We start from the raw sequence: 13,778 nt of genomic DNA, 5'->3' as shown, positions 1-13,778 counted from the left end.
CTTTTTCTGCTGCAACGGATCGTTGCAAAAATGCCTGTTTTGAACACTTTTCTAAGTTTCCACACCCCAAAACCTGCGGAAACTCTGGGGTTCTGATACCGCTGTTGCTTGAGGAACACTCCCTTTTCTTTCCCAGCCGGTTAAAAAATATCCCTCTCCCGGCGGCTATCCAGCCTTTCCGGGAGAGGGATATATCGCAATGTTCCTTTTTGAACAATGGCCTGTCTTTTTATTTTTATGAGATGTTCTTCCTGCTTTTGTAACATGGCAGAATACTCATCTTCCGTCAAAAATTTCCGGATATAAGCTCCTTTTTTCCCCAGCGTGTTATCTATTTTTAACAGCTCTATTTCTACCATGCAATGGGTATCCGGATGATATCTGGTTTCACATAAAATGCTTTCGCCTTTGATATAATCCGATTTCACCGCCTCCCTTGCCGCCGCTAAAAGTTCATGGATACTTACCTCCACCTGCATCACCTCCTTCAAAAATAGCGAAAGAAAAGCAGATCCCTTAATCGAAGTCTGCCTCTGTTGGATATATTCTATTTCATATCAACTGTATACATTCTATATACAGGCTATCTTGTTACATCAAATATATCGATAAGTTGTACCCCTATTTTTATACCTTGAAAATAGGGACTTTAACGAAAATCCACACTTGTGTACTGTGTAGACTTTATTATAGAAAAGGCGGAGTTCTCCCCACCTTTATCCTATGAATGCAATCGTGTTTCCATTTTTCACATTTTTCACATTTTTACCATTTTTATCCAACATGAAATAATATTTTTCTTACCTCCCGTTCCCTTAACTGGATCAAAATCATCTTTTTCTTGTTCAGTATAGCTAGTTATGTAACCCACTTCTTTCAACCGGTCAGCTAATTTTTTATTTTCATTTGTATTTGCCATTTCAGCATTATGTCTTTTACTTCTATCACCAAATTTAGGATATATTTTTGAAAGCTCTGAAAAACATTCTTCAAAATCTGGTGCATTCAAAATGGAACAATATTTAAGCATCAACTTATTTTTTATTTCGTCAGTTAATAAGTATGTCCATGCTGTATTAAATACCGATATGCTAATTTTTACATCTATCTGGAGTAAATATTGTGCAATATGCGTAGTCATATAATTTTCTCCAAAAACATTCAACAGAACTTCTGCATTAGAAGAATCGAGAACAGATGAAAGCAATAGTGTTTCTAATAATGTTTCTCCCATTGGAATTTTTTCCATTACTTCCATATATTCCGCTTGATTATACAAAATAAAATCTGGACATAAATCAGGATAAACCTCTTTAATTTCATCATATTTTTTAATATCAAAAGGAATATATTTTTTCTTAATCAAAATTTCCACTTTCTGTTTCTCAACCGTCTCAATTGGAATATCAAATTCCAATTCCAACTGAGGTAACAGTTTTTCAAAAGCAGAATCGTCAATTGCACTTGTAATAAATTCTTCAGCAAACTCTTTCTTTAAACATTGATTCTTTAAACATGCAAGCTGCTCACTGTTTGTTTCAATGTATTGAAGTAGTTCTTGCGTAATCTTATATCTATCCCAATAACATTTGATATTCTCCCATTTCAAGCTTACTTTTTCTTTATCCAATAGCTCATCCCAAAGAATTTTCACATCCTTATCAAAATCAGAATCGAACTTTCCACAGCATTCAGAAATATCATCTACACAAATTTCTTCATGATTCACTAATTCCAAACAGATTTTGGTCTCTTCTGGATCGTTTTCCAACATTCTTTCTAACAAATCCATAACCTGTTTAACATCTTCCTTAGTATTATTAGGTGTTAATATAATTCCTTTCACATATTGTTTCAAATTTTCTTGTATATATTTAATTAACGGTTCATATCCCAGTGAAATAATTGTTGTATAATTTCGAGTATCTAAACCTGAAAGCATTGTATCATTTTCAAATTCTACAATCCTACGTATCATCGTATCATTTAACTCATAATACTGATTTTCAAAAACATATCTCAAAACTTCCTCCGACACATTTTCAATAGAAACATTCGTGAAAATAATTCCAAGTATTTCAATTAAGGAAATCACCTTTTGATCTTGAATAGATGATAGCTGCTGTAATATATCTGGATTTTCCTCTATAAAGCCGCTCATATTATTATTGTCATTTAATTCAAATAAGCGTTTTGTATCCACGTTATCAATAAGTAACTGTAAATAAAAAATTTTCCTTTCATATGTTATCGATATATTCTGGACAATATCATTCCACATATCTGGCCAACACAATGCTAATAGTTGAATCAGTCTCGCTTTATATTGAGTTTGCTCAATAAATTCATCTATAAACTCCCAACTTTCTACTGTTCTATCAGATAATTGATTGATTAATATCATACGTTTTTTATCATCATTCTCTTCGGACAATAAATATTCCAACAGAATAAAATTAAAAATACTTTTTTGTTCAAATTCATAAGGTTGTAAACGCTGTATAACCATTCCAACTTTTGTCAAATTATAATTATATGGCAGCTTTTCCATATTTTTTACTGCTAGTATATAATTCATATCTTCTTTTGTGATGCTTGTCCCCTTAAAATAATTGATATAATTTGCGTATTTTTCATCAATGTATCCTCTTCGAAGCATAAATACGAGCAATTTATTTTCAACAACTTTTTCAGATAGTACATTATGAACTCCAAATTTTTCTATCAGCTTTTTAAGTGACCAACCTGAAAGTTCATGTATATTCTTCTTCAAATCTTCAATTTCACCTTTTATTGAACAAACACCTTTTTCTTGGACAAATTGAAAATTTTTAATTCTTTCATAATATCGTTTAAAAACTTCTTGAAAATTATTCACAGATTTCACCGACTGGTAACTATTCCATGTATAATACTCAATTTCAACATCCTTTAATTCCGCCAGTTGCAATAATTCAAACGAATCTTCCATTATTTTACTTACTGAATATTTATCCCAATAGTTTTTCTTAATACTATATGGAATGCCTTGCCAATCCACCATAGCACCAAGCATAGCGGTTTTAAGTTCTTTAACTTGTTCTAAACAGTCATCATGATATTTTTCCAGTTTCTGTGTAAGTTCATCAATCTCATTTCGCCATTGCATACATTGTTCAGAGATATATCTTTGCTTATCCTCAAAAGCTTGTTTCACAACTCCTCTCTCCATTTGAAGTTCCGCAAACTCTCGTGGATATAAATTTTTAAAAATAATCAATGCCATCATTGTTTCATCTGACAATTTAAGCTCCTGGTCAGTACGAATCGTTTCCTTATATACAATAAACTCATTATATATATTCTGAAGAATTCGCATATCTTCAACATATGGAGATACATCTAATATAAATTCCTGTGAGATTTCATGAACAATCCCTTTCTTTTCAGATTCCTCAAGCTTTTGTAAAAAGATTTCCCCTGAATTCGTAGAATTTATAATTGGAATTACCGGAATAATAAATTCAAAGAATTTTGTTCTGTCTGTATCCGTAAATATATCATCTCTAATAGCATAAACAAAAACAATGCGCCCTTTAATCCCATCATAGTTGTTCAATAGTATATTCAATTCTCGTAGGTGAATAAAAATAGATGGATCTTCTAAGCGATCTAAATCCTCAAAAAATACAATTCTGTACTTTGTCTCTTCAAAGAAATATACAATTTCATCCATATTTTTATTAAATACAGTTTCCGCTGCTGTTTCAGAATTTTTCAAAACGGTCTCTGCTGGCAATTTTACTTCATTTACTTTAAAGCGAAACAACACCAAACGATATGTTCGAGCGATAATTGCCAATATTCCCACACAAAAAGCAAGGAAAATACTATTCGAAACCATTCCTTTTAATCCAAATTTTCCCCCTGCCACTTCTATTTTTTTGATTATCATTTGAAAAGTATCTGGAAAAAATATAAATTCTACTATTCCAAAGACAAAAAATATCAAAACCAAATATCCCCAGACACGTTTCCAATTAATTTTGTGTAGTTTTCGATATCTGCTCTGCGGGATCTTTTTATAATTGACTTTATAAAATAATTGCTTCAAAATTCCTAATTCTATTTCATCTTGTTCCAATGAAATTTTCTTAGGATTCCCATTTTTATCTGTTTTATTTTCAACAAAAGTTGCCATTGAAACACGAAGAGCTTTCCTTCTAGTAATTCTGTGTTTTTTTAAATATGTATCAATGATACTACTCTTGCCCGCACCATATGGGCCTGCCAGTGCAATATTTTTAACTTTCTCTTTCTTTATCGCCCAATGTAATGCCTTTAAATATTCAGCTCCATTTTCAATATCATCAATAGGCGCCAAATCTGTAAATTCATTTTTCTTTTTCTCTTGTATTCTTTTATTTATTACTTCACGAATTCTCTCCAAAAGCGCTATCGTAGAAATCCCTCCCTCAAATTTAACTCGTAACACTATTGTATCATGAAATATATAAATAACAAAATGAAAAAGTCTTAAGACATTTGACAGCAACCGTCAGGGCATGAACATCTACAAATTATCCGACCATCTATTCCTTGTTCCTCTACGATATCGTAGCTCAAGTCAAGCAGATCTAAAACTTTCGAATCATTGACAATCTATATTCTTATCGGATATAAACCAGTTCTTTTTCTTTCCATCTATATTATTTTTACTACTCATATTCCCCACTCAATGTTCCCCTACTGCATACACATATTTTTTCATTATCTGTGTATATAATGCCTATATTCTATTTCATATCAACTGTATACACTCTATATACAAGCTATCTTGTTACACCAGTTTACATCCAAAAGTAATAACTTCGCTTTATGTGTAATTGCTGCAAATATCTGTAATTTTCGTTTCATTCCTGTTGAAAATTCCTTTATTTTCTTATTCATTGGAAGTTTATATTCTTCGCAATACTGTAGAAATTTATCCTTTTCAAATTCCGGATATAAGTCTTCCAGAAATGGGATAATATCATGAATTGTAAAATAACTTCCAAAACCGGTTTCCGCTAACACGACTCCTGTCTGCTGTAATATTTCTTTTTCTGGCTGTTTTCCATCATTACTGCACTCTCGTTTTTTCCCCAGCACTTCCATCTCTCCTGCTTCTTTTCCAATCAGCCCGAGAATAAGTTTAAATGTCGTACTTTTTCCTTCTCCATTCGCTCCGATCAGTCCCGTAATCATTCCAGGATATACTGTCAGAGAGCAATCCATCGAAAAATCCGGATATTTCTTCTGTACATGATTTAGTTTTATCATCACATCTTTCCCCATCTCTAACCCTCCAATACAATTTCAAATAATTCCGTCAAGTCATGATCTGTCAATCCGCAGCTTCTTCCTTTATGGATTGCCGCTTCCAGTTCTGCCTCAACTTCTTTTTTCTTTTCCTCCAGCAGCATATTCTGATTGGCACATGCTACAAAACTTCCCTTTCCATGTACCGTCACAACAAATCCTTCCTCTGTTAATGCGTCATAGGCTTTTTTTACAGTGAGCGCACTGATTTTTAAATCTTTCGCCATTGTACGGACAGACGGAAGCATCATCTCTTCCGAAAATTCTCCATTTATAATCTTCTCTTTAATCTGTTCTACGATCTGTTCATAAATCGGCTGCATGGATGAGTGATTAATAATCAGATACATCTTTCGCCCTCCTTCTTTGCAAACAGTATATAACAGTATATAACTGTTGTCAACTGTTATACACTGTTTATTCACCTATAAAACATGACACCGGCAGACTTTTTCAGGATACTAAACCAATTTTCCTCATCGCCAAAAAAAATCTGTATTTACAGATATACTTTCTATAAATACAGATTTTAAATCTTGATATTGTAATTTTATTTTCAAACGACTATATGCATTTAAAAACACAACATTCAGAAGCATTTTAAATCTCTCTTTTCCGTATACAGCGTGTGGTTTCTTTGCAGGCATGATAATTGTCTCTCCTGCTTTTAGGATATATACATACTCCCACAATTCTATCATATAAAAAGGACGGGGAATAAATCCCCGCCACATAAAGTCTTTTAAAACTTACTAACTGATGTGTAATTAGCAGACTGTATGAATCCATCCTTCCGGAGCTTCGATGTGTCCCATCTGGATTCCGGTTAATGTATCGTATAGTTTCTTTGTGATCTCACCCATCTCTTCCATTCCGCTTGGGAAGCAGATTTCTTTACCATGATCTACGATCTTGCCTACTGGAGAGATAACTGCTGCTGTTCCGCAAAGTCCACATTCTGCGAAGTCTTTTACTTCATCCAGATATACTTCTCTTTCTTCTACTTCCAATCCAAGATAATGTTCTGCGACATACATCAAAGAACGTCTTGTAATAGAAGGAAGAATTGTGCTTGATTTCGGTGTTACTACTTTCTTATCTTTTGTTACGAAAATAAAGTTAGCTCCACCAGTCTCTTCAACCTTTGTTCTTGTAGCTGCATCCAAATACATGTTTTCATCGTATCCCTGTGCGTGTGCATCTACGATTGCATGTAAGCTCATTGCATAGTTAAGTCCGGCTTTTACATGTCCTGTTCCATGCGGTGCTGCACGATCAAAATCACTGACCCTGATTGTGATTGGTTTTGCTCCGCCTTTGAAGTATGGTCCAACTGGTGTAGTAAATACACGGAACTGATACTCATCTGCCGGTTTTACACCGATAACAGCGTTAGAACCAAACATATACGGACGTACATACAAAGTAGCTCCTGATCCGTATGGTGGTACATAAGCTGCATTTGCCTTTACAACATCATGTACAGCCTGTACAAATCTATCTTCCGGGAATACCGGCATTTCCAGTCTTGCTGCTGAATCAGCAAGTCTCTTTGCATTTAAGTCCGGGCGGAACATTACAATGTGTCCATCTTCTGTCGTATATGCTTTCAGGCCTTCAAAACATGTCTGTGCATACTGCAGTACTCCGGCGCATTCACTGATGACAACCTTATCATCTTCCGTTAATACACCTTCATCCCATGATCCGTCTTTATAATTTGATACGAATCTCTTATCTGTCTTTACATAGCCAAATCCAAGATTACTCCAATCGATATCTTTTTTCTCCATTTTCTATTCCTCCGTCCTTTTACAATTATATATATTTATGATACCACTTAACACGAAACAATCCGCAGGCATCATAGTTGAGGCTTTTGTCCCAACATCATTGTATGCAAGTATTATAATACTGTCTATATAAAAATTCAAGAGTGCACTCTGTTTTTTATGTGTACAATTTTCACAAAATTATTTATCGCTCCATCATGCTAATCGATTCAATACCGACACTTCCTCCACGGACAACTTCAATACTCTTGTACTCTTCTTTCATAAGTTTGATTACTGCATCATTCTTTGTCGCTGTCTGTACAAATTCAAGAAGCAGACTGTCTTTACCATAATCAATAACTTTTGCTTTAAATGTTTCTGCAATCTGGAACAGTTCTACCTTATCTTCCGGTGTACATTTCTGCACTTTTACATAGAGAATTTCCTTCATTCTGACAAATACATCCGTAAAATCAATGACTTTAATTACTTCTACCAGACGGTTTAACTGTTTTTTAATCTGTTCAAATGTTTCATCGTCGCTGACGGTCGCGATCGTCATTCGTGACACAGTCGGATCTTCCGTTGTTCCAACAGTCAGACTGTCCAGATTGTAAGATTTTCCCGAAAACAGCCCTGAGATTTTAGACAGGACACCGACTTGATTTTCTACATATAAAGAAATCCAGCGTTTTTTCATTTTATTTCCACTCATAATCATTCTCCTTCCTGCTTAACAATCCATGATCATATCTTCTAATGTACCGCCCGGCTGGATCATCGGATATACAAGATCCTCCGGATCAATATCAAATTCAATGATATATGGCGTCTTTTTACTCTGCATTGCTTCTCTGAATGCCGGTTCAATCTCTTCCACTTTTGAAACATGGATTCCCTTCGCTCCATAGGATTCTGCAAGTTTCAAGAAATTCGGTGTATATTCCGGACATGGAACTTCACCGCATTTTCCCCTGCATGCTGCTCCCGCTCGCAGGCAGGTCATGGAGTAACGTTTTCCATAGAATAATTTCTGCCACTGACGAACCATTCCCAGATTATTATTATTGAAAATACAGGAAATGATCGGAAGTTCTTCCAGCACCGCTGTTGCAAGTTCTTGAATATTCATCTGCATACCGCCATCACCGGAAATAGAGATAACCGGTGTATCCGGATTACCGATCTTGGCTCCGATCGCACCTGGAAGTCCGTATCCCATCGTTCCAAGTCCACCGGACATCAGTAATTGTTTCTTATGTGTAATTTCTATAAACTGCGCTGTAAACATCTGATGCTGTCCAACATCCGTCACGATAATTGCTGCATCAAATACCTTGTTGATCGTATCGATTACATCCTGTGGTGTCATGATCGGCTTTCTCTTCATCTTCATCGGATGTTCTTCTTTCCATGCTTCAATCTGTGCACGCCATTTTTCTGTGTCACACTCTGTCACATACTCTATCATTTTATCGATTGCTTCTTTTGCGTCCGCTACGATTGGAACATCGACCTGTACATTTTTTGAAATGGCAGCTGTATCAATATCGATATGAACAATCTGCGCTTTTGGTGCAAAAGAATGTAACTTACCTGTGATGCGGTCATTAAATCTTGTTCCGATAGAGAACAGCAGATCACATTCATTTACTGACATATTGGACGCATAAGCGCCATGCATACCAAGATTTCCAATATAAAGTGGGTGATTTGTTGGAATTGCTCCTCTTCCCATAACCGTTGTTACTACCGGCACATGTGTGCATTCCACAAGCTCTGTAAATGCCTCCTGTGCATGAGCAACATTAACACCACCTCCGGCAAGAAACAGCGGTTTCTTTGCCTTTCCGAGCATTTTCAGTGCACGTTTTAACTGTCCGATATGTACATGTGTATTCGGTTTGTATCCACGGATATTTACTTCTTCTGGATACTCTGCATCTCCCAGCTCTCCCATAACATCTTTTGGAAGGTCAATTAATACCGGTCCCGGTCTTCCGGTTCTCGCAATATAAAATGCTTCTTTTAAAATACGTCCGAGATCTTCTCTTCTACGTACAGTTACTCCGTATTTTGTAATACTTCTCGTAATACCGACAATATCGACTTCCTGAAATGCATCATTTCCAATAAGATGTCTGGATACCTGTCCGGTAAAACATACAAGTGGTACGCTGTCATAATAAGCAGTCGCGATTCCTGTCACCAGGTTTGTCGCACCCGGTCCGCTTGTTACAAGGCACACCCCGACTTTTCCTGTAGATCTTGCATATGCATCTGCTTCATGCACAAGCGCAACTTCCTGTCTTGGCAGGATCACTTTCGTATAATCCTGTTTGTATAACTCATCACTGATATCAATCGTGCAGGCTCCCGGATAGCCGAATAATGTGTCTACGCCCTCTTCCTTCAAAGCCTTTACTAATAATTTGTTTCCACTGATTTTTTTCATCTGCACAACCTCCTTGGCATTAAAAAAACCCTAAGCTCTATGCTTAGGGCGAATTACTCATCCGTGTTACCACCTAAATTCAGAAACTTTTGTCTCTGCACTCTGCCGATACAGGACTCCTACATCCGATATCGTTCCCATCTAACGCTGGGACTGCGTTGAAGCCTACTTGCTTTCGCTTTCAATTCACTGCTCGGGGGCTACTTCCATAATCACTTCACGAAGATTCACACCAGCCATCTTCTCTCTGTGGATCTGTAAATTATGTACTCCTCCCTGTCATAGCATTTTCACAATTATTTATAAAATCTATCTATTGTTTCACTCATTCAAATAAGTAATACAATTATAACTTTCTGAATATCTTCTGTCAACTGATATATTTTTAACTGCAAAGAACAATATCCATCAAGCTGTATGGCACTATACCAGAACTTTCTCTGCAATTTTTCCCCAGGAGATCCGGCTTACATCAGCCGGTCTGGTACACTTTTCCTCTACACTTTCCTGCAATGATTCTGCAATGCGTTTCTCATAAGCCGGAAGTTCTTCTCTAACTGCTTCATCCACGCGGTTCATCCGTGGAAGTTCTACATATCGGATATCCGCTCCCGGCGCATATGTATCCAGCCATTCGCGGATTCCCGGAAGATCCGACATCACAACACGGTCGCCACAGGCAAGTGCTTCGATCACTGTAAGCGGCAATCCTTCCGAAAAAGATGGTAGTGCAAAGATATCGCATGTATTATATACTTTTGCCAGCTCCATCTGCTCCAGTTTTCCAAGAAAATGAACCGGATATGGTGCCTTCTCTGCCAGTCTGCAGATTCTTGCATACTCTGTCTCATTTCCTGCGCCGCCAGCCAGATATACTTCCAGTTTATCTGCTTCATACGGAAGATAAGCAAGACTTCGGATCAGACTCTCTACGCCTTTCTTCTCTGAGATTTTCCCAGCAAACACAATCTTCGTCTTTCCGGGAACCTTCCGGATATGAAGATCACGGAAAATATGACTGTTATAGCCCATTCCAGATACTTCCACCTGTTCTGCTGTTACATGAAACATCTGGCAGATCTGCGTCTTCTGCTCTTCATGCAAAGCAAAAATCCGGTTTAGCTTCGCAATCTGCGCCTTGATATACTCCTGTTTTAGCACATTTTTCTGCAATTGTCTAAGATCTGTATTATGACAGAAACCATATACCGGAAGTTCCGGAAAATGTTCCCGCACCAGTGCTGTAAGCAGATACAGATGATGACTTAAGATCAGATCCGGCTGAAATTCCTTTACTGCCTGCCTGATCTTCGTCAGGAAAACATTTGCAAACTGCCCTGCCATTTCTTCTGTCATATCACAATATCTCGTGCTTTCATAAGGCATCTCATCCGACATTCCCGCAATCGGAAACGGCAGCTCCTCTGACTTGAAAATAACCGGATATATTTTTGTATTTTCCGGAACTTCTGTCTTATCTTCTTTATAAACACCGGCAACTACTGCTTGTTCCTGTCCTTTTGCTGCCAATTCCTTTACAAGTTCTGTCAAAAACACGCCACTACCGGTACTGTTTGGCTTCTGTGCCGTAATACTCAGTATTCTCATCTTTCTTTTTAAATCCTCTCATATACCGTAAAATAATACTCCAGATCAAAACATGTCTGTTCTTCACTGATCTTTGTCATCTTCCACTCTGGATCTTCATCCAAACTCGGAAAATAAGTATCTGCATCATACGCATGATCAATCTTTGTAACCAGAGCTGTATCGCAGTACTTTAACATCGCACGGTAAATGCTCTCCCCACCGATTACGAATGTCTCTCCCTCGTACTTCTTCGCTTCTTCCAGTGCTTCTTCTACACTGTGTACAACAACCGCGTCTTTTACTTTGTAATCCGGATTCTTGCTGATTACAATATTCACCCGGTTTTTAAGTGGCTGGCTCTGTGGAAAACTTTCCAGTGTTTTCCGTCCCATAATAACAATATTCCCCTTTGTTGTCTCACGGAAAAATTTCATATCTGCCGGAATGCTCCACATCAGGCGGTTGTTTTTTCCAATCGCCCAGTTTTTATCAACTGCAACTATTAATTTCATCTTATCTCGCCCTTTCTTTTTTTAAACTGCAACCGGAATGTTTTTAATCTGCTCATGCGTCTCATAATCGATCAGTTTTACATCATCTCTCGTAAAATCATAGAAATCTTTTACTTTCGGATTCAGCCAGAACTTCGGTGCCGGAAGCGGTTCTCTTGCGATCAGTTCTTCTATTACCGGCACGTGTCTGTCGTAAATATGCGCATCCGCGATCACATGTACCAGTTCTCCGGCTTCCATATCACACACCTGTGCCAGCATATGCACAAGCACCGCATACTGGCAGACATTCCAGTTATTTGCTGTCAGCACGTCATTCGATCTCTGATTTAAAACAGCATTCAATGTCAGCTTATCGTGTCCTTCCTTCTTCGTCACATTAAATGTCATACTGTATGCACATGGATAGAGATTCATCTCATGAAGATCCTGATGTACATATATATTTGTCATAATTCTGCGGCTGTACGGATTATTTTTTAAGTCATAAATCACACGGTCAACCTGATCAAACAGGCCTTCTTTATACTGATGCTTCACGCCAAGCTGATATCCATATGCTTTGCCGATTGAGCCATTCTCATCTGCCCAACTGTCCCAGATATGGCTGTGCAAGTCATTGATATTATTCGATTTCTTCTGCCAGATCCACAAAAGTTCATCCGTGCAGCTCTTGATCGCTGTTCTCCTGAGCGTCAGAGCCGGAAATTCCCTGGACAAATCATAGCGGTTCACCACTCCAAATCTTTTAATTGTGTAAGCCGGCGTCCCATCCTCCCATTTCGGACGGACCTTTTCTCCCCTGGTATCTGTGCCATTGTCGATGATGTCACGGCACATATCTATAAAAACTTTGTCTGCATAACTCATAAAAATGTATCCTCCTTGCAAGCTGTCTTTTTCATATTAACATGAAAATATTATAAAAAAAAGAGAAACGTCGCAATTTGCGTTCCTCTTTTAAGCCTATACATCTCAGGCTCTTTTATTCCTGATATCCTGCTATATGCTATATATTATATTAACCACAACATTCAACGAGAACATTTTCCAGTGCATTTGCACTTGCACTGTGTGTACGCTCCACACGGATATTGTAACGCTCTGCTTCTTTCAACGCACAGTGTACCATTTTATGTGCCACTGTTGAAGTAAACAAAATGATCAGATCCGGCTGACCGATCTGTGTCTTCAGATTGCCCGCCATTCTGGTAAATACTTTTGCCTTACATTTATATTTCTTGCAGATCTGTTTATACTGATGTTCCATTCTTTCATTTCCGCCTATAATAACAACACTCATCGATTTGTCCCCTTTCTTGCTGTCTTTTGTCTTATGCTACAATTTCCCGAATTGTCTTTCCTGCCAGAAATTCATTTACTGCACAGTCCTTTGCCTTATCGTATGTCCAGAATGTAAGTTTTGCTTTTTCCGGATCATGATATACTTTCCAATATCCACAAAAGAGACTGTCCTGTCCTTTATGCTCAATAAAGCCTCTGACATCTTCCAGTGGATAGTTAAGGAAAATTCCGATTTCATGAGGAAATTCAATCTCATTTTTTGAATGTTCCCGTACTCTTAACGAAAGTCTTTCCAGCACTTTTTCCAGACTGTTTTCTTCATAACCGTAATCAGCAAGGAACGTCTTCACTTCCGGTTGTTTCAGATATGTTTTTAACTGTGCCGGGCGATATAACAACACTAGGTATTTGTCTCTGCAAAATGTAAGTGCACGGTAACAGATTCCCGTTCCATTAAGAAGCAGATGCATATTTCTCATATCCTCTCTGCGGACATTCGTAATACAGGCTACTTTATATCCTTTGAACAATGGGGCACATTGCAGGATTAACTGAAACTGTAATCTCTTCCAACTATTTTTATCTGCTAACATACATGCTACAACTTCCACTGGCATTTTGGAGTTCCCGCCTTTTCTTGTTTGATTTTGATTTTGATTATCATTTACATTTACTAATTTATCATACATGTATTAAAATTACAAGGAGACTTATTCATACCATTTTCTCATTAAGGAGGAACAAAAAGGTCCATGCTTTATTTTTGCATGAACCTTAATAACTTATACTTTATAAAATTTT

12 protein-coding genes, 1 pseudogene and 1 other annotated feature are annotated in these 13,778 nt (G+C 37.2%); all 13 genes and pseudogenes read right to left on the bottom strand.

What is annotated here, in order from left to right:
* Nucleotides 1–140 precede the first annotated feature (140 nt).
* The 13 genes and pseudogenes from DXC04_RS11275 to DXC04_RS11215 all read right to left on the bottom strand — a co-directional run bounded on the left by DXC04_RS11275 (nucleotide 141) and on the right by DXC04_RS11215 (nucleotide 13,666).
* A complete protein-coding gene (locus tag DXC04_RS11275; protein WP_171054414.1) occupies nucleotides 141–479 on the bottom strand; it encodes a DUF5720 family protein in 339 nt (112 codons plus the stop codon).
* Between the two features lie 278 nt (nucleotides 480–757).
* Nucleotides 758–4,474, bottom strand: coding sequence for a YobI family P-loop NTPase (locus DXC04_RS11270; RefSeq protein WP_139010012.1), 3,717 nt, complete (start codon nucleotides 4,472–4,474; stop codon nucleotides 758–760).
* A 326-nt stretch (nucleotides 4,475–4,800) separates the two neighbouring features.
* On the bottom strand, nucleotides 4,801–5,316 hold the full coding sequence (locus tag DXC04_RS11265) for an ATP-binding cassette domain-containing protein (RefSeq protein ID WP_118661043.1): 516 nt from the start codon (nucleotides 5,314–5,316) through the stop codon (nucleotides 4,801–4,803).
* Nucleotides 5,317–5,318: 2 nt separating this feature from the next.
* Nucleotides 5,319–5,690 carry a GntR family transcriptional regulator gene (locus DXC04_RS11260; RefSeq protein ID WP_021861530.1) on the bottom strand — a complete coding sequence of 124 codons (372 nt, stop codon included), beginning with the start codon at nucleotides 5,688–5,690 and terminating at the stop codon, nucleotides 5,319–5,321.
* A 228-nt stretch (nucleotides 5,691–5,918) separates the two neighbouring features.
* Nucleotides 5,919–6,017 (bottom strand): annotated as a pseudogene (locus DXC04_RS16210) (cupin domain-containing protein); the annotation flags it as partial.
* Nucleotides 6,018–6,107: 90 nt separating this feature from the next.
* Nucleotides 6,108–7,133, bottom strand: coding sequence for a branched-chain amino acid aminotransferase (locus DXC04_RS11250; RefSeq protein ID WP_118661042.1), 1,026 nt, complete (start codon nucleotides 7,131–7,133; stop codon nucleotides 6,108–6,110).
* Between the two features lie 184 nt (nucleotides 7,134–7,317).
* A complete protein-coding gene (gene ilvN, locus DXC04_RS11245) occupies nucleotides 7,318–7,830 on the bottom strand; it encodes an acetolactate synthase small subunit (RefSeq protein ID WP_021861533.1) in 513 nt (170 codons plus the stop codon).
* A gap of 18 nt (nucleotides 7,831–7,848) precedes the next feature.
* Entirely contained in the window at nucleotides 7,849–9,570 is a 1,722-nt protein-coding gene (ilvB, locus tag DXC04_RS11240) for a biosynthetic-type acetolactate synthase large subunit (RefSeq protein ID WP_118661041.1), read from the bottom strand.
* 41 nt (nucleotides 9,571–9,611) lie between these two features.
* Nucleotides 9,612–9,862, bottom strand: a binding site (T-box leader).
* 131 nt (nucleotides 9,863–9,993) lie between these two features.
* Nucleotides 9,994–11,178 carry a glycosyltransferase family 4 protein gene (locus tag DXC04_RS11235; protein WP_118661040.1) on the bottom strand — a complete coding sequence of 395 codons (1,185 nt, stop codon included), beginning with the start codon at nucleotides 11,176–11,178 and terminating at the stop codon, nucleotides 9,994–9,996.
* 8 nt (nucleotides 11,179–11,186) lie between these two features.
* Entirely contained in the window at nucleotides 11,187–11,672 is a 486-nt protein-coding gene (locus DXC04_RS11230) for a dihydrofolate reductase (RefSeq protein ID WP_021861536.1), read from the bottom strand.
* Nucleotides 11,673–11,693: 21 nt separating this feature from the next.
* Nucleotides 11,694–12,542, bottom strand: a complete 849-nt coding sequence (gene thyA, locus DXC04_RS11225; protein WP_021861537.1) for a thymidylate synthase — start codon at nucleotides 12,540–12,542, stop codon at nucleotides 11,694–11,696.
* Between the two features lie 151 nt (nucleotides 12,543–12,693).
* A complete protein-coding gene (locus DXC04_RS11220) occupies nucleotides 12,694–12,975 on the bottom strand; it encodes a DUF2325 domain-containing protein (protein WP_117538343.1) in 282 nt (93 codons plus the stop codon).
* A gap of 31 nt (nucleotides 12,976–13,006) precedes the next feature.
* Complete coding sequence (locus tag DXC04_RS11215; RefSeq protein ID WP_243112145.1) at nucleotides 13,007–13,666, bottom strand: DUF3793 family protein; 660 nt, start codon at nucleotides 13,664–13,666, stop codon at nucleotides 13,007–13,009.
* Nucleotides 13,667–13,778 lie beyond the last annotated feature (112 nt).

This window comes from Dorea sp. OM07-5, from assembly GCF_003481355.1.
GTDB classification, from domain to species: Bacteria; Bacillota; Clostridia; order Lachnospirales; family Lachnospiraceae; genus Dorea_D; species Dorea_D hominis.
Note: the sequence above shows the minus strand (reverse complement) of the source record. Positions and strands in the feature narration are given on the sequence as shown.

Excerpts from the sequence above, each read along its gene's own strand:
- DXC04_RS11275 (WP_171054414.1), bottom strand. The coding sequence starts at position 479 with ATGCAGGTGGAGGTAAGTATCCATGAACTTTTAGCGGCGGCAAGGGAG.
- DXC04_RS11265 (WP_118661043.1), bottom strand. The coding sequence starts at position 5,316 with ATGGGGAAAGATGTGATGATAAAACTAAATCATGTACAGAAGAAATAT.
- DXC04_RS11260 (WP_021861530.1), bottom strand. The coding sequence starts at position 5,690 with ATGTATCTGATTATTAATCACTCATCCATGCAGCCGATTTATGAACAG.
- DXC04_RS11250 (WP_118661042.1), bottom strand. The coding sequence starts at position 7,133 with ATGGAGAAAAAAGATATCGATTGGAGTAATCTTGGATTTGGCTATGTA.
- ilvN (WP_021861533.1), bottom strand. The coding sequence starts at position 7,830 with ATGAGTGGAAATAAAATGAAAAAACGCTGGATTTCTTTATATGTAGAA.
- ilvB (WP_118661041.1), bottom strand. The coding sequence starts at position 9,570 with ATGAAAAAAATCAGTGGAAACAAATTATTAGTAAAGGCTTTGAAGGAA.
- DXC04_RS11235 (WP_118661040.1), bottom strand. The coding sequence starts at position 11,178 with ATGAGAATACTGAGTATTACGGCACAGAAGCCAAACAGTACCGGTAGT.
- DXC04_RS11230 (WP_021861536.1), bottom strand. The coding sequence starts at position 11,672 with ATGAAATTAATAGTTGCAGTTGATAAAAACTGGGCGATTGGAAAAAAC.
- thyA (WP_021861537.1), bottom strand. The coding sequence starts at position 12,542 with ATGAGTTATGCAGACAAAGTTTTTATAGATATGTGCCGTGACATCATC.
- DXC04_RS11220 (WP_117538343.1), bottom strand. The coding sequence starts at position 12,975 with ATGAGTGTTGTTATTATAGGCGGAAATGAAAGAATGGAACATCAGTAT.
- DXC04_RS11215 (WP_243112145.1), bottom strand. The coding sequence starts at position 13,666 with ATGTATGATAAATTAGTAAATGTAAATGATAATCAAAATCAAAATCAA.